This is a genomic window from Shewanella sp. 10N.286.52.E4 (genome assembly GCF_041468785.1).
Lineage (GTDB): Bacteria > Pseudomonadota > Gammaproteobacteria > Enterobacterales > Shewanellaceae > Shewanella > Shewanella electrodiphila.
In genome coordinates, this window is sequence record NZ_JBFRJJ010000028.1 from 1 (window position 1) to 20,592 (window position 20,592).

Annotated in this window: 18 protein-coding genes and 1 riboswitch; of the genes, 11 read left to right on the top strand and 7 right to left on the bottom strand. The window is 39.8% G+C overall.

Translation table 11 applies throughout. The annotated features are described in order from the left end of the window. Positions 1 to 15: 15 nt before the first annotated feature. Positions 16 to 474 carry a DUF4124 domain-containing protein gene (locus AB4153_RS16120; protein ID WP_303517001.1) on the bottom strand — a complete coding sequence of 153 codons (459 nt, stop codon included), beginning with the start codon at positions 472 to 474 and terminating at the stop codon, positions 16 to 18. Positions 475 to 1,783: 1,309 nt separating this feature from the next. Here AB4153_RS16120 and AB4153_RS16125 point away from each other — a divergent pair. Then, positions 1,784 to 1,912, top strand: coding sequence for a hypothetical protein (locus tag AB4153_RS16125; RefSeq protein WP_371998134.1), 129 nt, complete (start codon positions 1,784 to 1,786; stop codon positions 1,910 to 1,912). A gap of 122 nt (positions 1,913 to 2,034) precedes the next feature. Here the strand turns inward: AB4153_RS16125 and AB4153_RS16130 are convergent, their stop codons facing one another. Then, positions 2,035 to 2,613: a thymidine kinase gene (locus AB4153_RS16130; RefSeq protein WP_102528814.1), complete on the bottom strand. Its 579-nt coding sequence runs from the start codon at positions 2,611 to 2,613 to the stop codon at positions 2,035 to 2,037. Positions 2,614 to 2,940: 327 nt separating this feature from the next. Here AB4153_RS16130 and AB4153_RS16135 point away from each other — a divergent pair, with 327 nt between their 5' ends. Beyond that, a complete protein-coding gene (locus tag AB4153_RS16135; protein ID WP_229372577.1) occupies positions 2,941 to 5,085 on the top strand; it encodes a M3 family metallopeptidase in 2,145 nt (714 codons plus the stop codon). 80 nt (positions 5,086 to 5,165) lie between these two features. Here AB4153_RS16135 and AB4153_RS16140 read toward each other — a convergent pair whose 3' ends face one another. The 3 genes from AB4153_RS16140 to AB4153_RS16150 form a co-directional block, all read right to left on the bottom strand. Further along, a complete protein-coding gene (locus AB4153_RS16140; protein ID WP_371998135.1) occupies positions 5,166 to 6,722 on the bottom strand; it encodes a Na+/H+ antiporter NhaC family protein in 1,557 nt (518 codons plus the stop codon). Between the two features lie 77 nt (positions 6,723 to 6,799). Then, positions 6,800 to 7,020, bottom strand: a riboswitch (Lysine riboswitch). Between the two features lie 888 nt (positions 7,021 to 7,908). Continuing rightward, a complete protein-coding gene (locus AB4153_RS16145; RefSeq protein ID WP_371998136.1) occupies positions 7,909 to 8,832 on the bottom strand; it encodes an electron transfer flavoprotein subunit alpha/FixB family protein in 924 nt (307 codons plus the stop codon). Between the two features lie 2 nt (positions 8,833 to 8,834). Further along, entirely contained in the window at positions 8,835 to 9,584 is a 750-nt protein-coding gene (locus AB4153_RS16150) for an electron transfer flavoprotein subunit beta/FixA family protein (RefSeq protein ID WP_102528810.1), read from the bottom strand. Between the two features lie 447 nt (positions 9,585 to 10,031). Here AB4153_RS16150 and AB4153_RS16155 point away from each other — a divergent pair, with 447 nt between their 5' ends. The 8 genes from AB4153_RS16155 (at position 10,032) to AB4153_RS16190 (ending at position 16,711) form a co-directional block, all read left to right on the top strand. After that, positions 10,032 to 10,436, top strand: coding sequence for an H-NS family nucleoid-associated regulatory protein (locus AB4153_RS16155; RefSeq protein ID WP_102528809.1), 405 nt, complete (start codon positions 10,032 to 10,034; stop codon positions 10,434 to 10,436). Between the two features lie 153 nt (positions 10,437 to 10,589). Beyond that, on the top strand, positions 10,590 to 10,985 hold the full coding sequence (rcsF, locus tag AB4153_RS16160) for an Rcs stress response system protein RcsF (RefSeq protein WP_102528808.1): 396 nt from the start codon (positions 10,590 to 10,592) through the stop codon (positions 10,983 to 10,985). A 24-nt stretch (positions 10,986 to 11,009) separates the two neighbouring features. Continuing rightward, complete coding sequence (gene tsaA / locus AB4153_RS16165; protein ID WP_248955095.1) at positions 11,010 to 11,747, top strand: tRNA (N6-threonylcarbamoyladenosine(37)-N6)-methyltransferase TrmO; 738 nt, start codon at positions 11,010 to 11,012, stop codon at positions 11,745 to 11,747. Positions 11,748 to 11,819: 72 nt separating this feature from the next. Beyond that, positions 11,820 to 12,437, top strand: coding sequence for an acyltransferase (locus tag AB4153_RS16170; protein WP_102528806.1), 618 nt, complete (start codon positions 11,820 to 11,822; stop codon positions 12,435 to 12,437). Between the two features lie 318 nt (positions 12,438 to 12,755). Further along, positions 12,756 to 14,471, top strand: coding sequence for a proline--tRNA ligase (locus AB4153_RS16175; RefSeq protein ID WP_371998137.1), 1,716 nt, complete (start codon positions 12,756 to 12,758; stop codon positions 14,469 to 14,471). Positions 14,472 to 14,638: 167 nt separating this feature from the next. Further along, on the top strand, positions 14,639 to 15,766 hold the full coding sequence (locus AB4153_RS16180) for a patatin-like phospholipase family protein (protein ID WP_371998138.1): 1,128 nt from the start codon (positions 14,639 to 14,641) through the stop codon (positions 15,764 to 15,766). A gap of 137 nt (positions 15,767 to 15,903) precedes the next feature. Beyond that, positions 15,904 to 16,386 (top strand): copper resistance protein NlpE, encoded by a 483-nt coding sequence (locus AB4153_RS16185; RefSeq protein ID WP_371998139.1) that lies wholly within the window; start codon positions 15,904 to 15,906, stop codon positions 16,384 to 16,386. Between the two features lie 163 nt (positions 16,387 to 16,549). Continuing rightward, positions 16,550 to 16,711, top strand: coding sequence for a small highly charged protein (locus tag AB4153_RS16190; protein WP_102528802.1), 162 nt, complete (start codon positions 16,550 to 16,552; stop codon positions 16,709 to 16,711). A gap of 130 nt (positions 16,712 to 16,841) precedes the next feature. Here AB4153_RS16190 and AB4153_RS16195 read toward each other — a convergent pair whose 3' ends face one another. Then, positions 16,842 to 17,381, bottom strand: coding sequence for a YfaZ family outer membrane protein (locus AB4153_RS16195; protein ID WP_102528801.1), 540 nt, complete (start codon positions 17,379 to 17,381; stop codon positions 16,842 to 16,844). Between the two features lie 333 nt (positions 17,382 to 17,714). Here AB4153_RS16195 and AB4153_RS16200 point away from each other — a divergent pair, with 333 nt between their 5' ends. Beyond that, on the top strand, positions 17,715 to 18,200 hold the full coding sequence (locus AB4153_RS16200) for a glutathione peroxidase (RefSeq protein ID WP_102528800.1): 486 nt from the start codon (positions 17,715 to 17,717) through the stop codon (positions 18,198 to 18,200). Between the two features lie 2,061 nt (positions 18,201 to 20,261). Here AB4153_RS16200 and AB4153_RS16205 read toward each other — a convergent pair. Beyond that, positions 20,262 to 20,432, bottom strand: coding sequence for a hypothetical protein (locus AB4153_RS16205; protein WP_371998140.1), 171 nt, complete (start codon positions 20,430 to 20,432; stop codon positions 20,262 to 20,264). Positions 20,433 to 20,592: the final 160 nt, after the last annotated feature.

Consider the following 20,592-nt stretch of genomic DNA (forward strand, 5'->3'; position numbering starts at 1 on the left):
GCCTATCCTTATCTGTTATATTTTATTTAGTAACCCTATAAGTTTCTCATGGTTTGGTAAAAAATAATGCCTTGCAACGTCGTTTACGTTTTTTGGCCAAAGGAGTAATGCACCATTAGACTTGATACGCCAATTTTGTTCATTAGTAGCATTTTTAATAATGAAAATATTTTCATCTCTTGAGTAGCCTTTGACTTTTTTTGATATTTTAGTACTCATTATTTCTTTTATTTGGTTGAGTATCTCTTTATTGGAAATTTTTTGAACGTTGATATGGCCCGCAGTAAAGACCTCAATACTTTCTATTTCACTTATAGCATTATTGGAAGAGACAGCTGTTTCCTGCAACACCTCCTGCTTCCCTTCGCAAGGGAATTGACTAAAAGTAACTGATCCATCAGCTTCTGTACATTTGTAAACTCCAGCAAATAAATTAGTAGAAATTAAAATAGTAAGTACTAGTAGCTTTCTCATATGCTTCCTTAAAATATAACAGCTTATTAGCGAGAATTCCGATAAACACCCCAAGGCCACTTACCAAAACTCAATCACTTTTAAGCATGATTTATTAATAATTTTAATAACTTAACAGCCATCAAAGTTTAAATCAATCGACTAAATAGTGGATAAAACCGAGAATTGAGATAACCGAGAATTATCTGGGGCGTTATGTAAACTTCTTTTAAGCCAAAACGCTAACTTTTCAATGATATAGGATTGTTTGATTGGTAAACCCGAGAATTTTTTATTAGTTTTTATTGGCAAGGTTGTCTTATATCACTACTTCAATCTAATCCATTGCCTGCCGCAGGCTTTTGTGCAGATACAACTGCGAGACGCTGCGAGTACGTCCATGTAAGCTCTGCCAAAACATCCATGTTTTGGAAGCTCGCTGCTGCATCTACACTGGGTTTATTATCTCTTCGATTTGACGGTATTTGTGGCAACTTAAAGATAAAAAGATACAAATCTAAAAGACTCCATTTGAATTGAGGACGTTGAAGAAAATAGCGTGAGCCTGACAGGACGTCAGGCTAGCTTTCGTTGGGCCATGGACGGCCCATCGGAAGCGGTAGCATTTTCGAATAAGTCAGAAGTTAGCACAAACGAAGTTTAAAGCTGGATTGATTCTCCGTTGGAAATTTTGCTGTTTAAATTTCGCCGGAGCTGCGGGGCCTAAGTCTTAAATAAAGAGTAAAGAGGGAGTCGCTGTTCACTCCCTTTTAGTCTGGTGTGGGCGAAGCGCCACGACTTTGATTTTTTTCAAATGATAATTTCAAAATTTGAAACAAGTTTTCGGGCAAAAACGTTTTACGATAACTTCATTTATATTGGCTCAGTTACAGCAGACCATTACTTCAATTTAATCCATTGCCTGCCGCAGGCTTATGTGCAGATACATCCAAGACACGCCGTAAACACATCCCTGTGGGCTCTGCGAAAACATCCATGTTTTCGAAGGTCTTGAACGTATCTACACTGGGTTTATTGTCTCTTCGATTTGACTGCATTGGTGATAATTTAAAGAGCTAAAGCTAGTAGATCTTGCATTTAAAAGACTCAATTTGAGTTGAGGACGTTGAAGAAAATAGCGTGAGGCTGACAGGACGTCAGGCTAGCTTTCGTCGGGCCATGGACGGCCCATCGGAAGCGGTAGCATTTTCGAATAAGTCAGAAGTTAGCACAAACGAAGTTTAAAGCTGGATCGATCCCCCGTTGGAAATCTTTCGCTTTTCAGAAAATTTCGCCGGAGCGGCAAGGGATGTCGAGAAGGGAAATGCTGTTGTTTCCCTTTCGTCTGGTGTGGGCGAAGCGCCACGACCTTGATTTAGACCTTGATTTAGACTTTGATTTAGACTTTGATTTAGACTTTAACCTAGACTTTGATTTAGATTTTTATCCAAATATATAAATCATTAGCTAACGAAAGCTGTAACTAATAATGGATCAGAAATGCGTTACTCCCAACCCGTTTCAGTTTTCAAAAAATGGCTCTCAACTTCTCATTTAATCAAAATACTGTTATCAACAGTATTAGTCCCAAATGAACTCACGAAAATGCTTACGACATACTGACTCATAGCTTTCGTTACCACCAATCGCCACTTGCTCGCCTTCACGCATTGGTTTGCCATTGCCATCAAGACGCACCACCATGTTAGCTTTACGGCCACAATGACAAATGGTTTTTAACTCAACCAATTTATCAGCCCATGCTAATAGGTATTGGCTGCCACTAAACAGCTCGCCCTGGAAATCAGTTTTAAGGCCATAACACAGTACTGGAATATCTAAATTATCCACCACGTGAGTTAATTGCTTCACTTGTTCTTTACTTAAAAACTGCGATTCATCAATTAAAATACAATGCAGCTTTTGGGTTTCAAGCTCAGTTTCAATCATCTTAGATAAGTTATCTTCAGCACCAAAAACTTGCGCTTCAGTTTCAATCCCTATTCTTGAGGCGACTTTTCCCACACCATAACGATCATCGATTGACGCTGTCATGACTAGCGTATTCATTCCGCGTTCACGGTAGTTATAAGATGATTGTAGAAGTGATGTTGATTTGCCAGCATTCATAGCCGAATAATAGAAATAGAGTTGTGCCAAAACAGAAGATCCTTATTGTTATAATCGCCGTTATTCTATCATCGAATCGACTTTTAAATAAGCCGATTACTGATTTAATAGCGTGAAGCTGTTAACAGGTTTTCTGGCAAATTACTGAGGCTATAACAACTAGCAAGTAAGGCGTGACAACCGCAAACCTCGCATACATTAACAAAATTTACATTCTGCAATAAATTAGATCACAGTTTTACGCTCTGTTAAGTCCATAACAATTACAGGCATCACAAAACCCAACATTCTTCATATACGATTAAGAAACAATTGATAAATTGCATAAACAATTATAATTAAGGAAGTAGAAAGTCGATGCATAAAACAATTGTCGCAGTAGCCATTGCTACTACCCTCGCTTTAGGCGGTTGCAGTTACAACAATTCAAACAACTCAACTGAAACAACAACACAAGAGGCTGCAGTGCAACAGAATCCACTATTACAAGCCAGTGTTTTACAGTATCAGGCACCTGACTTTAGCCAGCTTAAAGATGAGCATTATCTACCAGCCCTTGAGCTCGGTATGGCGCAGCATTACCAACAAATTTTGGATATTGCCGCTAACCCAGCAGCCGCCACGTTTGAGAATACCATTGCCGCAATGGAAAAAAGTGGCGCTTTACTAACCCGTACCTCGAGTATTTTCTATAACCTTACAGGTTCAAATAGCAACCCAGAGCTGCGTAAAGTACAAGGTATTATGGCGCCCAAAATGGCTGCCCACTCAGATAACATCAACCTAAACCCTGAGCTATTTGCCCGTATTCAAACCATTTACGATAACCGCTTGACCATGTCGCTGACTGATGAAGAAGTCCGTTTAGTTGAAGTCTATCATCAGCGTTTTGTACTGGCGGGCGCAAAACTAACTGAAGCTGAAAAGCAGAAAATCCGTGAGTTAAATGAAGAGCAATCAACCCTCACCAATGAATTTGCTCAAAGGCTATTAAGACTAAGTAAAGAAATTGCTGTAACTGTGGACGATGAGGGTCAACTTGCAGGCTTATCAACATCTGCAATCGCTGCAGCAAAAGCGGATGCCGCTGCTGCGGGATTTGACGGCCAATACTTACTTAACATCACCAATACCACTCGTCAGCCAGTATTGGCGCAGTTAGATAATCGAGCATTACGTCAGCAAGTATGGGAAGCATCTGCTAACCGTGGCTTAACAGGCGAAAATGAAACGGCTTCATTAGTGGCACGTTTAGCACAGCTTCGGGCTAAAAAAGCCAAACTATTAGGTTTCGACACTTGGTCTGACTACCGCTTGGCACCGCAAATGGCAAAAACACCTGAAGCGGTATATGACATGTTCGGCTCTATGGTGCCTGCGGTTGTTGAAAACACCCAAAAAGAAGCTGCAGACATTCAAGCGATGATTGACAAAACCGGCGGCGACTTTACTCTAGCGCCATGGGACTGGGCTTATTACGCTGAGCTAGTGCGTAAAGAAAAATTTGACTTAGATTCAGCATCAATCAAGCCTTACTTTGAATTTAATCGCGTACTTGAAGATGGGGTTTTCTTTACCTTACAAGAACTTTACGGCGTAACGCTTAAGCCGCGCCCAGACTTACCTGTTTATCATCCAGACGTAAAAGCTTACGAGATGTTTGATGAAGACGGGTCAAGCATGGCTATCTTCTACGCTGATTACTTTGCCCGTGAAGGCAAACGTGGCGGCGCATGGATGAGCTCTTTTGTTGGCCAGTCAGAGCTATTAAATCAAAAGCCTGTCGTCGTAAACGTGATGAACATTAAAAAGGCGCCTGAAGGCCAGCCAACGTTTGTGAGCTACGATGAAGCAACGACTATGTTCCATGAAATGGGCCACGGTACTCATGGTATGTTCTCAAAAGTGAAATACCCATCACTAGCGGGAACTTCTGTTTCACGTGACTTTGTAGAATTCCCGTCAACCTTTGAAGAAGACTGGGCCGCACATCCCAAAGTACTTGCTAATTACGCCAAGCATTATGATACGGGTAAACCTATCCCTGATGACTTGCTGCAAAAACTATTAGCGTCACGAAGCTTTAACCAAGGCTTCGATACGTTAGAGTATATGTCTGCAGCTCTGCTTGACCTAGAATGGCATGCACTGGACGCTGATGCTCCTTTACAGAACGTTGAGCAATTCGAAGCCAATGCGTTGAAAAAACACGGCGTTGATTTGCCTGCAGTGCCGCCACGTTACCGCTCAACCTACTTTGCGCATGCATTCCCTGGCGGTTACTCAGCAAGTTATTACGCTTATATGTGGAGTGAAATTCTTGCCGCTGATGCCTTTGCTTACGTGCAAACTCAAGGTGGTTTAAATCGCGAAATAGGCATGAAGTTTAGAAAAACGATTCGTGAAGTGGGCAACAGCGTACCGCCGATGGAAGCGTACCAAAACTTCAGAGGCCAAGCGCCAACTACGGAAGGGTTACTTGAGCGCCGCGGCTTAAATTAATTAGCCTAACGTATACAGTAAATACAAAAATGCCACTCTATTGAGTGGCATTTTTTATGACTGAATATAAAAAACAGTCGTTACTTAGTTGCTATTTTAAGCCCTAATACTGCCAGTACAAATAACACTGAACAAGTAATAAAGCCCATTGCAACAGAGCCAGTAAAACCAAGCACTGTGTAACCGACAATACTGATAACAGCGACAATCAAGGCATACGGTAATTGCGTCATTACGTGGTCTAAGTGATGACAGCTCGCACCCGTTGACGACAAGATGGTGGTATCCGAGATTGGTGAACAATGGTCACCGAATACTGCACCAGATAATACTGCTGCAAGCATAGGTAACATCATAGTGCTGTCACTGCCCATTGCCATATCAGCTGCGATTGGCAACATGATACCGAACGTCCCCCAGCTTGTGCCGGTTGAGAAAGCGGTTAAACCAGCAAGCAAGAATAATACTGCAGGTAATAATGCAAACGGGATATTACCAGTAGCAAGGCTTGCCATGTACTTACCTGTTTCAAGCTCACCAATCACTGATGCGATGGTCCAAGCAAATAACAAGATGTAGATAGCAGGTAGCATTGATTTCCCGCCGACCTTAAGGCCAGTAAACATCATGCTAGCACTGATTTTTTGTTGAATTGTCAGTAGTACCGTCACAACTAAGCCCACAAGTGACCCGTAAAATAATGACTCACTCACTTCAGTGTTTTCAAAAGCACCTAGTACGCTAAACTTTAGGCCTTCACTTGTTAGTGCATCCGCACCAGTTGCAACCATAAAGTAAATCGTCGCTGCCACCAAAACAAAAATCGGTAGGAATAGACCTAGAATTTTACCCGTATCCGCTTCTGGTAAATCAGCCGTTGCACCTGGTGGTAAGCCTTTGCTTTCGTCAAACAATTCGCCTTTTTGCGCATTACGTTCATGTTGACGCATTGGGCCAATATCTAAGCCAAAGATAGCCACACAAAGTAATAGTAATAAAGCAAAAATGGCGTAGAAATTCATTGGCACCATTTGTAAAAAGACGCTTAGGTGTCCAGTGTCAGCAAAGCCATGTGCCGTTAAAATACCGCCGATTAATGCGATGATATATGCACCCCAGCTAGAAACGGGTGAGATAACACAAACTGGCGCAGCTGTTGAATCGAGCAAATAGGCTAACTTAGCGCGAGAAATATGATAACGGTCGGTAATAGGACGTGCGATTGAGCCAACAACAATGCTGTTGAAATAGTCATCAATAAACACCACACAACCTAAGAACATAGTCATCAGTTTGGCATCACGCTTATTACGAATGCGTTGATGTGCCCAATCGGCAAAAGCGCGAGCTGAACCACTGACTGTGATTAACGCGGTGATCATCCCAAGTACCACTAAGAAGCCGATGATCTGTAAATTCCACGCGTTTAGCGCGCCATCATCCCATACTAGACTGGTTACAGTGCTAAAGAGGTGACTTGCTGCAGTACCTATTGAAAAGTCGCTTAGAAGCACCACACCGGCAAGAATACCTAAGCCAAGTGAAAGAAGCACTTTACGTGTGACCACTGCAAGAATAATTGCCACAACAGGCGGCAAAAGCGAAAGTGCCGAATCGGCGTAACTTGTTATCATCATTTTTTATAATTTCTTCGTTGAGTACGAATGGAGGATAACTGATAAGGCAAGACAACGCAGAAAGCGAAGACAAGGATCTTTTCAGTAGCACTCCACAGTAATATCGATATCAACATCGATATCCATTGTTTTATCCTCACGGATAAAAATTACTATGACAGTGCAGCCCCTTTCGGAAACTGCCCCAGCAAACGGTTTTGATATAACCAGTTCGCTTCGGCACCAAATCCTTTCCGTTTAAGTTATTGGTATCACCCAACGTAAACTTACTGATATTTGATGCGCCTCTACTTATGTATTCTGCACAGTGAGAGCCTTATTTGAAGCTCTCTGCCGATACACGCCACTATACAAACATAAGCGCGAGGTTAATTGCCAGATAAAAGTAGCTTATCTTGTGAGAAATAACATCACAATCAAAAAACGCCACAGCGGCTTATCAAGGGTGTAACGATTTATTAGCAAGCGTTGTTTTATCCATCAATATCACCATTTCAAGGGATGTTTGACCAAATAGGAGGGGTAATACTATTTTACAGACCTGATTAAGTTGTACTGCTCTGCGAGATAATTTTTGTTTGATAAAATCAACGGACTTAATACTCAAACTTAATTTAAGATGCTATTTAACGCTAGACAGTGCGTGCTTGCGTGCGTATGTGTCTGTATAGATGCGTGACAAGTCATAATCAATAAGTAAATGCCTTGAAAGTATTGCTATTGAATAACAATCAAGAACTAATCCACCCCATTCGTTTATGATTGTTTTTCACCTAACAAGTCACTCCCTTTAAAAAGTTAAAGCATCAGACTATGCATTATCAATAAAGGCCGAACCGAGGTATTTAGGCTAAAAGCTTAATTATTAAGACCTTAATTATTGAGTTTGATTATTAAGGCTTTAAAAGCCATATAAACTTGTCAAAATGAAGAAATATGCAATAAAAACAAATCAATGGCTGGGTTATTCACAACGGTAATAAATATCTAAGGCTGAAATGACTAATCTAAAACAAAAATGTAGCTACTGACTAATTTACTCTTGTCTAACTTGAGTTTACTGCCACGCATGGCGATTTTACTGGCTATAAAACAAAAAAGGTTTTTGCCAATATGACAAAAACCTTCCTAAAATGCATAAAACTTACTGTTTAAACCAGCCTATAAATAATAGGTAAAATACTGATTATAATAAATTAGTAAGTTCTGGAATCGCATCAAACAAATCAGCTTCAAGACCATAGTCTGCGACTTGGAATATAGGCGCTTCAGGATCTTTGTTAATCGCGACAATCACTTTTGAATCTTTCATGCCCGCTAAATGCTGAATCGCACCAGAAATACCCACAGCGATATATAAGTCAGGCGCAACAATTTTACCTGTTTGACCCACTTGTAAATCATTCGGTACAAAACCCGCATCTACTGCAGCACGTGATGCACCGACAGCAGCGGTCATTTTGTCAGCAAGCGCTTCAAGAATGGCAAAATTCTCTCCACTGCCCATACCACGGCCACCAGAAACAATCACACCAGCGCTACCTAACTCAGGACGCTCTGATTCAGTCAATGTTTGCGATACAAACACAGTCTTAGCTTCGGCGACAAAATCTACCGCCACAGCTTCTGCACTGCCTTCGTTGCCGACTGCATCAAATGCACTCGTGCGCACAGTTAACACTTTCTTGTCATCTAAACTTTGTACTGTTGCTAAAGCAGAGCCAGCATAGATAGGACGAACAAATGTGTCTGCACTAACAACTTCAATCACTTCTGAAATTTGTGCGACGTCCAATAACGCAGCCACGCGAGGTAGAGTATCTTTACCAACACTTGTCGCAGCAGCCACAACGTAGTCGTAATCGCCAGCAAGTTTAAGCACGAGTTCAGATAAATTTTCAGCCATTTGTGCTTCATATGCAGCTGCATCAGCCACTAAAACCTTACTGACGCCAGTTAATGCTTGCGCAGCAGTAACAGCAGCAGCACATGCACTGCCAGCCACTAATACATGAACATCACCGCCAATGGCTGTCGCAGCGCTAACTACTTTTGCTGTGTCTAATTTTAAACTTGCATTGTCGTGCTCTGCTAATACTAAAATGGCCATAATTAGATCACCTTCGCTTCATTTTTTAACTTTTCAACTAGCTCAGCTACTGAACTCACCATGATGCCAGCTTGACGTTCAGCAGGAGGCGTCACTTTAACGATAGTTTGGTGTGCTTTTAAGCTAACACCTAAATCATCAATTGAAAGCGTCTCAAGCGGCTTACGCTTCGCCTTCATAATATTAGGCAGTGAAGCGTAACGAGGTTCATTTAAACGTAAATCAGCTGTCACAACCGCTGGTAATGGCATTTTAAGGGTCTGTAAACCGCCATCGACTTCACGTGTTACTTCTGCGCCGTCTGCACTCAATTTAAGCTCTGATGCAAACGTGGCTTGAGGCATTTGGGTTAATGCAGCAAGCATTTGGCCAGTTTGGTTGTTGTCGCCATCGATAGATTGCTTACCAAAAATCACTAAATCTGCTTGTTCTTTTTCTTGCACCGCTTTAAGAATTTTAGCAATTGATAAAGGCACTAGCTCTTCATCCGTTTGCACATGAATAGCGCGATCAGCACCAAGTGCCATAGAGGTACGTAGCTGTTCTTGCACAGCTTTAGCTCCAATACTCACCACCACGACTTCAGTCGCACTTCCCGCTTCTTTTAATCGAACTGCTTCTTCAACAGCAATTTCACAAAATGGGTTTAACGCCATTTTTAAATTAGCAGTATCAACATTTGTGTTATCAGCCTTTACTCTGACTTTCACATTGGCATCGACTACGCGCTTTACAGGCACCAATACTTTCATGGGATTTCCTTCTACACCTTCAATGTATGTGGATGGCACATTGGCTATCACCAATGCAATATGGCACAACTTTACGTCCTGTTAACGTTAACGTCAACCAAAGTCAAACACTTGTTTATATCTTTTTTTGTTAACTTGGTCGGTATAAATAAGTTGTATTAAGCATTTATTTATTTATCAGGCGGGATATTTGCGTTTTTTTATTTAAAATTTGTTCATTTAAGGATTTTTTATTTGATCCAATCAAATTTAGTTTCTATTATTAAAGGCGATTCAAGTAACCGTGTTTTTCTACTATTATTTTGTTTTAACATTTTAAATAGTCAAATCAATTTACACTCTCGTTTGATAACAATTAAACAATCTAGAGTTTTGGTAAGTATTATTTAATAGCCACAGAATTACTTGAGATACTTATTAATTAAAATCATTAGGATGCACATTGATATGAGTGACTTTTTAGAAATTTTAACACATGGTCGTCGTTTTAAAGCTGCTGTAAAAGAGTTATCACTAGAAGATTTACGTGAGCTTTCAGTCAAGTTAGAAAAGATTATCACTGAAAGAGAAGAAGACGAAAAAGCTGAATTAGAAGCGAATGCTGAACGTAATGAACGTATAGCCGAAATATTAGCTCAAATTGAAAACAGTGGTTTATCAATTGAAGACTTAGGCGAAATTACTGCTAAGCCAGCACCTAAAAAGCGTGCCCCTCGCCCGGCTAAATACCAAATTGAAGTTGATGGTGAATTAATTCAGTGGACTGGCCAAGGTCGTATGCCAACGGTATTTAAAAACCAAATTGATGCAGGCAAGAAAATGGAAGACTTTTTAATTCCTGGTATGGAATAAAAGTTCACCTTTTTGAAATTAAAGAGCTTACTTCGGTAGGCTCTTTTGTTATCTGCATAAGCCTTTATCAAGTATTTCCACAATCCTGTAAGCCATGTAAACTGTAGGCAATATAGACTCCTCTTTAATGCTCTAAATAAATTAGGCCGTATTATGAACACTTCTCAAACGATTGCGTTAATCACCCTCTTCTCTACAGTACTTTTATCAGCATGTTCAAGTAATTACACCTTTAATAGTAATTTAGATGGTGAAGCTATCGATGAATACTTTAAGCCGACAAGTGTTGAATTGTATATAGACGGTGCAAGCCCCAAAGGCCCCTATGAAATCGTTGGCTTAGTTGAAGGTGAATCTTGTCAAGAAACAGAATCAGGTGTGCCAGCTAATATTGCAGATGCACGCACCCAAGCACGTAAAAAAGCAGTCGAACTAGGCGCGAATGGCTTAATAGTGAAAAAGTGTCTATTAACAGAACAAAAGACCAATACTTGTTATACCCAAGCATTTTGTGTCGGCCAGGCGATTAAAACAGCCACAGCTCAATAACCTTTAAATATATTAGTTATATAAATGAATAAATACTCTGAACAGTCTTTTAATTCTCAAATTGAAGCTGTTGCAATATGTCGCACCCCGTACAAACAAAAGTTTGGAATACCGCGACAACCTGGACTAGTCAATGTTCGTGGCTGGGTTGAGCTTGCTCCCCATGTTAATAACATCGATGCAGTAAGAGGTATTGAGCAATATTCTCACTTATGGCTACTTTTTTGTTTTCACGAAAATTTAGCTCAAGGTTGGAAAAATACGGTTAGGCCACCCAGACTAGGTGGCAATGAAAAGCTAGGGGTATTTGCCACTCGCTCAACGTTTAGGCCAAACGGCATTGGTCAGTCAGTGGTTAAATTACACAATGTTGTGCAACGAAATGGCAAAGTCTGTTTAGAAATATCGGGGATGGATTTATTAGACGGTACGCCAATCATTGATATTAAACCTTATATTCCTTTTTCTGATGCTATTGATAATGCCAGTGGTGGTATTGCGCAATCTGCACCACAATTAATTGACGTACAATTTAGTCAATTAGCTGAAAGCCAATTGGCTGAATATTCGAGCGAAAATAAAGTGGCTGATTTAAAACAAGTGGTGAATGATGTTTTAGCTCAAGACCCTCGCCCTGCTTATAAAAAAGCAAAAGCTGATGCTAAGATATACCAAGTGGCTTTATATGATATCGATATTTTTTGGCACCTTAATAATGACAAAATTGAAGTGATAGAGATTAAACCCACTTCGGTTTGTTAGCTATGGTTTCTCCCTTACAAACAAACAAGCAAGTATTACTCTTCCATCATTATTTAATATAAGCCCATAACCATGACTCAAGATAAACCTGATTATCAAGCACAACATAAAAAACGTTTGTCTTGGATGCCTTGGCTTTATTTTTCATTAAAAGAAAAACACTTAATCTGGGCTAAGCCTTGGCAAGATGATATTCAGCAGCATTTATCTTCAGTTGAAACCGTCCATATTGGTGAGCAGTGTTTCATCGCGCCAGAAGCAAGGATATTTGCTGAGCGTGGCCGAGATATCCGTATCGGCGACCAATGTATGATTGCTGCTGATGTGTTTTTACATGGCCCTATCACCATGGGCAAAGAAGTCGCCATTAATCATGGTTGCTCGTTTGATGGCGGTAGAGTGGGTATTACCATTGGAGACAGAACCCGCATTGCCAATAATGTCACTATATATGCCTTTAATCATGGCATGTCGGTAGACTCGCCTATATACCAACAACCTGTGACAGCCAAAGGGATTACCATTGGTGAAGATGTTTGGGTTGGCGCACAAGCGGGTATTGTCGATGGAGTGAATATCGGTAACCAAGCCGTCGTCGGTATGGGCAGCATAGTGACAAAAGATGTACCAGATTTTGCCATTGTTGCAGGAAACCCTGCCAAAATCATTGGCGACAGGCGCGATAAATAACAGAAGCCCTCTAAGACTTATTACACTTACTCAAGGATAAATAAAGTAAGGTTAATTCGCTTATCATCTGCGTTATATTCTTTGTTTACATGTATTAATATTTGACGGCATGCCCTAAACCCCATGGCCAAATATATAACTAGATTAATAACTTAGCTTTCTCCCAACACGAGTCAACAAACGCTCGCTATTGTGGCACTGACCACTCCCTTTTTCGCCAACCGATAATAAAGCTTTATACAGTTCAATTATCTGGTGACAACATCGTGGCAAGTGCTAAAATGTCGCCCATTAATAGTTACTAAGTGGACAATGGGAATGCGAGTTAGCAATTACCTGCTTTCAACACAAAAAGAAACCCCTGCAAATGCAGAGGTTGCCAGTCATCAATTAATGCTGCGCGCAGGTTTTATCCGTCGTAATGCATCAGGTCTTTATTCATGGTTACCGAGCGGCCTACGTGTTTTACGTAAGGTTGAAGCGATTATTCGTGAAGAAATGGACAAAGCAGGTGCAATTGAAATCTTAATGCCTTTGGTTCAACCCGCTGATCTTTGGGTTGAAACTGGCCGTTGGGAAAAATTTGGCCCTGAATTGTTACGCTTCCAAGATCGTCACAATCGCGATTTTGTACTTGGCCCAACCCATGAAGAAGTGATTACTGACTTAGTGCGTAAAGAAGTGAGCTCATACAAGCAGCTTCCTTTAAGCCTTTATCAAGTACAAACTAAATTCCGTGATGAAGTTCGTCCACGTTTCGGTGTAATGCGTGCCCGTGAATTCTTGATGAAAGATGCATACTCTTTCCATTTAAACCAAGAATGTATGGATAAGACTTACGCAGCGATGCATGAAGCTTATAACAATATCTTCACGCGTATGGGCTTAGCTTTCCGCTCAGTGATTGCTGATACTGGCTCAATTGGTGGTGATACTTCGCATGAGTTCCACGTACTAGCTAACAGTGGTGAAGATTTAATTGCTTACTCAACGGGTAGTGATTATGCCGCTAACATTGAAAAAGCAGAATCTCCTGAGCCTACTGCGACTTTAGCAGCGCCATCTCAAGAAATGAATCTAGTTGATACACCCAATGCTAAAACCATCGCTGAGCTAGTTGAGCAATTTAACATCGATATCACTAAAACAGTGAAAACATTGATTGTTAAAGGCAACACTGAAGAAGCACCTTTAGTAGCATTGATTGTTCGTGGCGATCATGAGCTGAATGAATTAAAAGCTGAAAAGCATGAGCTTGTGCTTTCTCCATTTGAGTTCGCTAGCGATGAAGAAATCAAAGACGTTATCGGTGCAGGCCCTGGTTCTTTAGGCCCTGTTGGTCTTGAAATGCCAATTATCATCGATAAAGATGTTGCGGTAATCAATGACTTCAGTGCTGGTGCTAACCAAGAAGGTAAACACTTCTTCGGCATTAACTGGGAACGTGATTTACCAATGGCTCAAGCCATGGATATCCGTAACGTAGTTGAAGGTGAAGCGACACCTGATGGCCAAGGAGTTTATGCCTTTGCACGTGGTATCGAAGTCGGTCACATCTTCCAGTTAGGCACTAACTACTCAGAAGCGATGGGCGCAACCGTACTCGATGAAAACGGTAAATCTAAAGTCATGATGATGGGCTGTTATGGCGCTGGTGTTAGCCGTATCGTTGCCGCTGCGATTGAGCAAAACCATGATGAACGCGGGATGATGTTACCAGAAACATTGGCTCCGTTTACCGTCGGCATTTTACCGATGAACATGCACAAGTCTCATCGCGTAAAAGAAATGGCTGAACAGCTTTATAAAGATTTAGCTGCTGAAGGCATCGAGATATTACTCGACGATCGTAAAGAGCGTCCTGGTGTGATGTTCAATGACATGGAACTAGTGGGTTTACCACACGTCGTCGTGATTGGTGATCGCAATATCGATGCTGGCGTGTTTGAGTACAAAAACCGCCGCACCGGTGAGAAGCAAGATATCCCATTCGATCAAATTGTTGATTTCATCAAGTCTTCAATCAAAAGCTAATTGATTTGGCGATAATTTAAAACGCACCTTATGGTGCGTTTTTTTATGGCTAAACATCTGGCAATAACAAATGATTTCCAAATAAATTATCGTTCTATTACTCGTCGAACCAGATATTATTAACCATACTGATATCATGGCGTTAGTCATAAGAAAGGAGATCTTAGTTGTCAGAGTCAATTGCACTTGTTTTAGGCGGTGGTGGCGCTAGAGCGGCCTATCAAATTGGGGTATTAAAAGCCCTAGTTCAACTGTATCCACGGAATCATCATATTCCGTTTGAAATAATCAGTGGCACGTCTGCTGGTGCAATTAATGCGACGTCTTTAGCCACTCACGCTTCATGTTTTCATCTTGGTGTGAAAAAGTTAGATTGGGTTTGGCGTCATTTTGAAACGAAGAAGGTCTATCGTTCTTCATTTTGGGGCGTATTTAAACACCTGTGCAAAATGGCGCTTAAAGGCTTGCAAAGCGACAAAATGAACACTGATGCTGGCAGCTTATTAGATAACGCGCCACTGCGCGGCCTGTTAAACCAACTAATTGATTTTCAACGTATTGAACGCAATATTGGTAGTGGTGCGTTAAAAGCCATTAGTTTAGATGCTTCAAGCTATAACGACTCACACTCCTATAGCTTCTTTCAAGCCAATAATACTGTGAGTGACTGGAAACGAGCGAGAAGACAAGGAAACCGCTGCACGTTAACTACAGATCACTTAATGGCAACGTCAGCAATACCATTAGTATTTCCTTCGATTAAATTAAACCAAGCCTACTTTGGTGATGGCTCTGTGCATCAACTATCTCCTTTATCAAGTCCTATTCATTTAGGCGCTGACAAAATTATGGTGATCAATCTCGATAGTCCTCATCAACAACATCATAATGAGATTGATGCTCACCCTAAAACTGCCACCATTGCAGGTCATTTGCTCGATACCATTTTCTCCGATACCTTAAACAGTGACTTAGAGCGATTAGAGCGAATTAACTCAACATTAGCTTTGATACCTGACAATAATGCTAAACAAATCCATTTACGTAAAATCGATACCTTAGTGATTAAACCCAGTGAAGATTTGAGTGAAATTGCAGCACGATATTTTAAAGAATTACCTATTGCTATCAGAATTTTACTTAAGTTTTTTGGGGTTGATTGTGAAACAGACTCAAGTGTGGTGTCATATTTATTATTTGAAAAAGCCTACACGAGTGCTTTAATTGATTTAGGCTATCAAGACGCTATGACGCAGATTGATACCATAAAGCAGTTTTTTAATATCGAACACTAAGTTCATTTTCGCTGATGATTAACTTTGACTTATTTAATGATGTAAACGGTGACTTATTTAATGATGTAAACGATGACCTTGTGTCATTTGCAGTTTGACAAGGAATATGAAACCACGGAAAAATTAAAGGAATAGATATGAACGCAATAAGGATAATTGCAGTAATCGCCATGCTAATGGCCATTTCAATATTAACAGCATGCTCTGACTCTCAGTTGAGCTTTGACCCAGATCCTACCAAAGGCAGCTTACATACAGTCAATTGGCCTGGCGTATATCAAGGTACTTTCCCCTGCCCAAGCTGCGATGGTATGAAAACGACCCTCACACTCATCCCACCAAATCAATATACAATCTCCACTGAGCACTTGGGCCAAGACCCGTTACCATTTAACAATAGTGGGCTATTCCATTGGGATAAAACTGGCAACGTCATCTACTTAGATAGAGGCCAGATATACCATGTGGTCGAAGAGAAAATGTTCTTACTCAATGTAGAAAGTGAACGCATACGTGGTGAAAATGAAGATAAATACATCGTCAATAAGATTGCCGAGCTACCTAGTCGCCCCGCCATCAGCAGTGACTTTATTCCAGCTTCATCTTTAGTAAGAGATTGAACAAAAAAATTCACCGTCATAGGTGATTTTTTTTGCTTTCGTTACAAATTCAAATTAGGTAAAAATGAGTTTGTATTCAACGTGAATACAAGTCATCACTGAATATAACCAATCAGGTTTTTAGTGATTATTAATCAGTTTAAGAAACACCTTGGAAAGACAAATGTCTCAATACTACAAATTTGATATCGACGACATCCTTTGGGATAACGAAGTTGACGAAAAACCAAAAGCGAAGAAACTCAAACAACGCAGAAAAGATACTAAGCGTCGTTACGCAGATGATTATGCAGAATTGGATTTTGAAGTAAATCAGTACAATTAAGTGTTTATACTTATTCGATTAAAAGCAAGTTGCTAGGCAACTTGCTTTTTTGTATGTGCTGTTTCTAAAAGCCTGTCATTGATAATATAAATAGCGCGATCAACCAGCAGGTCTGACTCAGTTCAGCTAATTAAAAGCGTGAAGTTCCGCCAATGTAAAAACCATCCTCGAATGATCTGTTTGACTGGTTATCATACTTAAACTTCAGATTACGGTAACCGATGAAGATTGCCATGTTAGGGTTAAAATCATACTGTACTTTTGCACCTAATTCGGTGTAACCATCAACATCTGAAAATGATAATACAGACGGAGCGTAATAAGCATCGCCATGAATCGATATCTTATTGCCTAAAGCCAATGAATAATGACCACCAACAGAAATAACGCTGCCATCTGGATTATCATCAAACCAAACTGAGGTCCATTTAGGACCAATTTCAATCGTATGAGCACCAGTCTGATGAGTCATATGCATAGCAAATTCTGCAAGCTGACCTTTTTTATCAGAATAGATATAACCCGCTTCAAGATTGCTATGAGGGTTTATATTGGCCTTTAGATTAGCTGACACGACATGTTCACTTAAACCAATAGTGATTTCGCTCGCTGTTACGCTTAAAGGTAACGTACTCGCAGCTAACGATGCCGCTAAGATAATTTTTTTCATTTGATAAACTCAGTCTTAAAGTCTTATTTTGCAGGGATTATACTGGCCAAATCCCGTTAGTCTTTAAAAATCAGTTGTATCGTTCAGGCTTCGCGCAATACACACACAAAGTTAAAACACATAGACAACAAAAAAAGGAATTTTGTTAATGATTGATACCCATTCACGATGAATTACGTATTCATTAAAGCGGGATTCATCGTGAGTGTGTAAATGAGAAAGTGAGAAAGTGAGAAAGTCGATATAATGAATCAAAAATTAAATTGCGCACAATTTAATTGACTAAATTATTTTCTACTATATAGTGATATTAAATCTATGAGGAGTGTATTTATGAGCCAATCTTTTTACGAGCAAAGTGCAGTTGATATTCAAGGCAACGCTGTATCAATGTCAGATTACAAAGGCAAAGTTGTTTTGGTTGTTAATACGGCGAGTGAGTGCGGGTTTACTCACCAGTACAAGCCACTAGAGCACCTATATCAGCTGTATAAAGATCAAGGTTTCGTGGTATTGGGTTTTCCATGTAATCAATTCGGTGGTCAAGAGAAAGGCGATGAAGCGACAATTAGTCAATTCTGTGAATTAAATTTTGGTGTTAGTTTCCCTTTATTCAGTAAAGTCGACGTTAATGGTACTGAAGCAGCGCCACTCTATAAGTTTCTTAAATCTTCTGCTAAAGGTCTATTAGGCAGTGAATCAATCAAGTGGAATTTCACTAAATTTTTGATCAACAAAGACGGCAAAGTGTTAAAGCGCTACTCACCAACCACCAAGCCAGAAAATTTAATGACAGAAATTGAAACTTTACTAAAATAATTGATGGCTAAAGTGACAAATAACTGGAGTAAACGGTTTGCTCAAGCATGCAATTAAATTTACACATACCCATTTGTTGTTCGCAATTGCTTGATTTTAAAACCACAAAAATTTATATGCTAAAAACATTAAAATAATTGTATTTTTTTTGAACTATTGTCGCAGGTGAGAGTCTTATTTAATAAGACAGTGTGATTTCACTTTCATCATCTCCCTGGGACTTCTAGCGCGGTCCCCTTGATCTCAAAGTGGATCGATAGGCAATCAATTGATTGCCTTTTTTTATGGCATTTTTTTATGCTTTTTACGAGGGATTGGATGCGGTTCCACCAGCAATTGGCTTAATGACTAGCTTAATGATTGGCCTAGTTAATGACTTAATAAGCGCAATAAACAATTTTTAACGTTATTTAAGTTTATTTCAACCTTCTGGGAACTAAACGATTTCTCATCACTCTGAGTAATTGTAGCAAGTGATAAGTCACTAAATTTCCCCCACCATCTTTTGATGATGTTTTAGTATTTGTCTTATCACTTTCGTTTTATAAACGACTTTAGGCTACCTCCATTTTTCATGCTTCATCACTCCCTTTTGGGATTATGCAAACGCTAGCGCCATTACATGATCTCTTTACGTAATTATTTGCAGGCAACCTTTGGGTTGCCTTTTTTTTAACTTTATTCTCAGTATTACAAGATAGTGCATTAGTTTGTACAGTTAGAAGTTATTAGTGATTTTTTCAAATAATTTGAACCTTTTCTTACTTAGGTACTCATAGTAACTGTAGCGAGTTGGTCATGTTTATTTATCTCCAATGTATAACCCCTTCATCACGGGTCATACAATTAAATACACTTATCAACATGGCCTCATCAGCCAGTGCTAACCGAATTAGTTTTCAGACTGTTTCAGCGTTTTAAGTTTCATCATCATCCCCCTTATTTGGGAACGAGTTAATACGCTAGCGCATTATTAACCATGTCCCGCAAGAGATACTTCTGGCAACCCATTGGGTTGCCATTTTTTTGCGTATAAATGATTAACCTGACTTTTGATTATGGCGGCTTCTGTTTAACCTGACTTTTGATTAAGGTGAATTCGACGTTAAATGCACCTGCTCTGACAGAGAGTCCACAACATCCATTCCTCAAGCTTCAAATAAGATAACTCGCCAAGGCGTTTCTTAGTCATATTTTCAGTAAATCATAAAAATGATCATTTTTTATGAAACAAATTGAACCTTTTAATAGAGAGGTACTCATAGTAACTGTAGCGAGTTGGTCATGTTTATTTATCTCCAACGTATAATCCCTTCATCACGGGTCATACAATTAAATACACTTATCAACATGGCCTCATCAGCCAGTGCTAACCGAATTAGTTTTCAGACTGTTTCAGCGTTTTAAGTTTCATCATCATCCCCCCTTATTTTGGGAACGAGTTAATACGCTAGCGCATTATTAGCCATGTCCCGCAGAGATACTTCTGGCAACCCATTGGGTTGCCATTTTTTTGCGTAAAAATGATTAACGTGACTTTTAATTAACCTGACTTTTAATTAACCTGACTAATGATTAACGCAACTTTTGATTTAGGTGGCTTCTTTTTTGATTAAGGTGAGTTCGACGTTAAATGCACCTGCTCTGGCAGAGAGTCCACAACATCCACCCTCAAGCTGCAAATAAGATAACTCGCTAAGGCATTTCTAAGTCATATTTTTAATAAATCATAAAAATGATCATTTTTTATGAAACAAATTGAACCTTTTAATAGAGAGGTACTCATAGTAACTGTAGCGAGTTGGTCATGTTTATTTATCTCCAACGTATAACCCCTTCATCACGGGTCATACAATTAAATACACTCATCAACATGGCCTCATCAGCCAGTGCTAACCGAATTAGTTTTCAGACTGTTTCAGCGTTTTAAGTTTCATCATCATCCCCCTTATTTGGGAACGAGTTAATACGCTAGCGCATTATTAGCCATGTCCCGCAGAGATACTTCTGGCAACCCATTGGGTTGCCATTTTTTTTGCGTATAAATGATTAACGTGACTTTTAATTAACCTGACTAATGATTAACGCAACTTTTGATTTAGGTGGCTTCTGTTTAACCTGATTTTTGATTAAGGTGAGTTCGACGTTAAATGCACCTGCACTGGCAGAGAGTCCACAACATCCACCCTCAAGCTGCAAATAAGATAACCCTCCAAGGCGTTTCTTAGCCATATTTTCAGTAAATCAAAAAAATGATCATTTTTTATGAAACAAATTGAACCTTTTAATAGAGAGGTACTCATAGTAACTGTAGCGAGTTGGTCATGTTTATTTATCTCCAACGTATAACCCCTTCATCACGGGTCATACATTTAAATACACTCATCAACAT

Bases quoted from the DNA above. Each gene is read 5' to 3' on its own strand.
- AB4153_RS16155 (WP_102528809.1), top strand. From the start codon at position 10,032: ATGAGTGACTTTTTAGAAATTTTAACACATGGTCGTCGTTTTAAAGCT.
- tsaA (WP_248955095.1), top strand. From the start codon at position 11,010: ATGAATAAATACTCTGAACAGTCTTTTAATTCTCAAATTGAAGCTGTT.
- AB4153_RS16140 (WP_371998135.1), bottom strand. From the start codon at position 6,722: ATGATGATAACAAGTTACGCCGATTCGGCACTTTCGCTTTTGCCGCCT.
- AB4153_RS16205 (WP_371998140.1), bottom strand. From the start codon at position 20,432: ATGGCTAAGAAACGCCTTGGAGGGTTATCTTATTTGCAGCTTGAGGGT.
- AB4153_RS16195 (WP_102528801.1), bottom strand. From the start codon at position 17,381: ATGAAAAAAATTATCTTAGCGGCATCGTTAGCTGCGAGTACGTTACCT.
- AB4153_RS16170 (WP_102528806.1), top strand. From the start codon at position 11,820: ATGACTCAAGATAAACCTGATTATCAAGCACAACATAAAAAACGTTTG.
- AB4153_RS16135 (WP_229372577.1), top strand. From the start codon at position 2,941: ATGCATAAAACAATTGTCGCAGTAGCCATTGCTACTACCCTCGCTTTA.
- AB4153_RS16120 (WP_303517001.1), bottom strand. From the start codon at position 474: ATGAGAAAGCTACTAGTACTTACTATTTTAATTTCTACTAATTTATTT.
- AB4153_RS16185 (WP_371998139.1), top strand. From the start codon at position 15,904: ATGAACGCAATAAGGATAATTGCAGTAATCGCCATGCTAATGGCCATT.
- AB4153_RS16175 (WP_371998137.1), top strand. From the start codon at position 12,756: ATGCGAGTTAGCAATTACCTGCTTTCAACACAAAAAGAAACCCCTGCA.
- rcsF (WP_102528808.1), top strand. From the start codon at position 10,590: ATGAACACTTCTCAAACGATTGCGTTAATCACCCTCTTCTCTACAGTA.
- AB4153_RS16145 (WP_371998136.1), bottom strand. From the start codon at position 8,832: ATGGCCATTTTAGTATTAGCAGAGCACGACAATGCAAGTTTAAAATTA.
- AB4153_RS16150 (WP_102528810.1), bottom strand. From the start codon at position 9,584: ATGAAAGTATTGGTGCCTGTAAAGCGCGTAGTCGATGCCAATGTGAAA.
- AB4153_RS16190 (WP_102528802.1), top strand. From the start codon at position 16,550: ATGTCTCAATACTACAAATTTGATATCGACGACATCCTTTGGGATAAC.
- AB4153_RS16200 (WP_102528800.1), top strand. From the start codon at position 17,715: ATGAGCCAATCTTTTTACGAGCAAAGTGCAGTTGATATTCAAGGCAAC.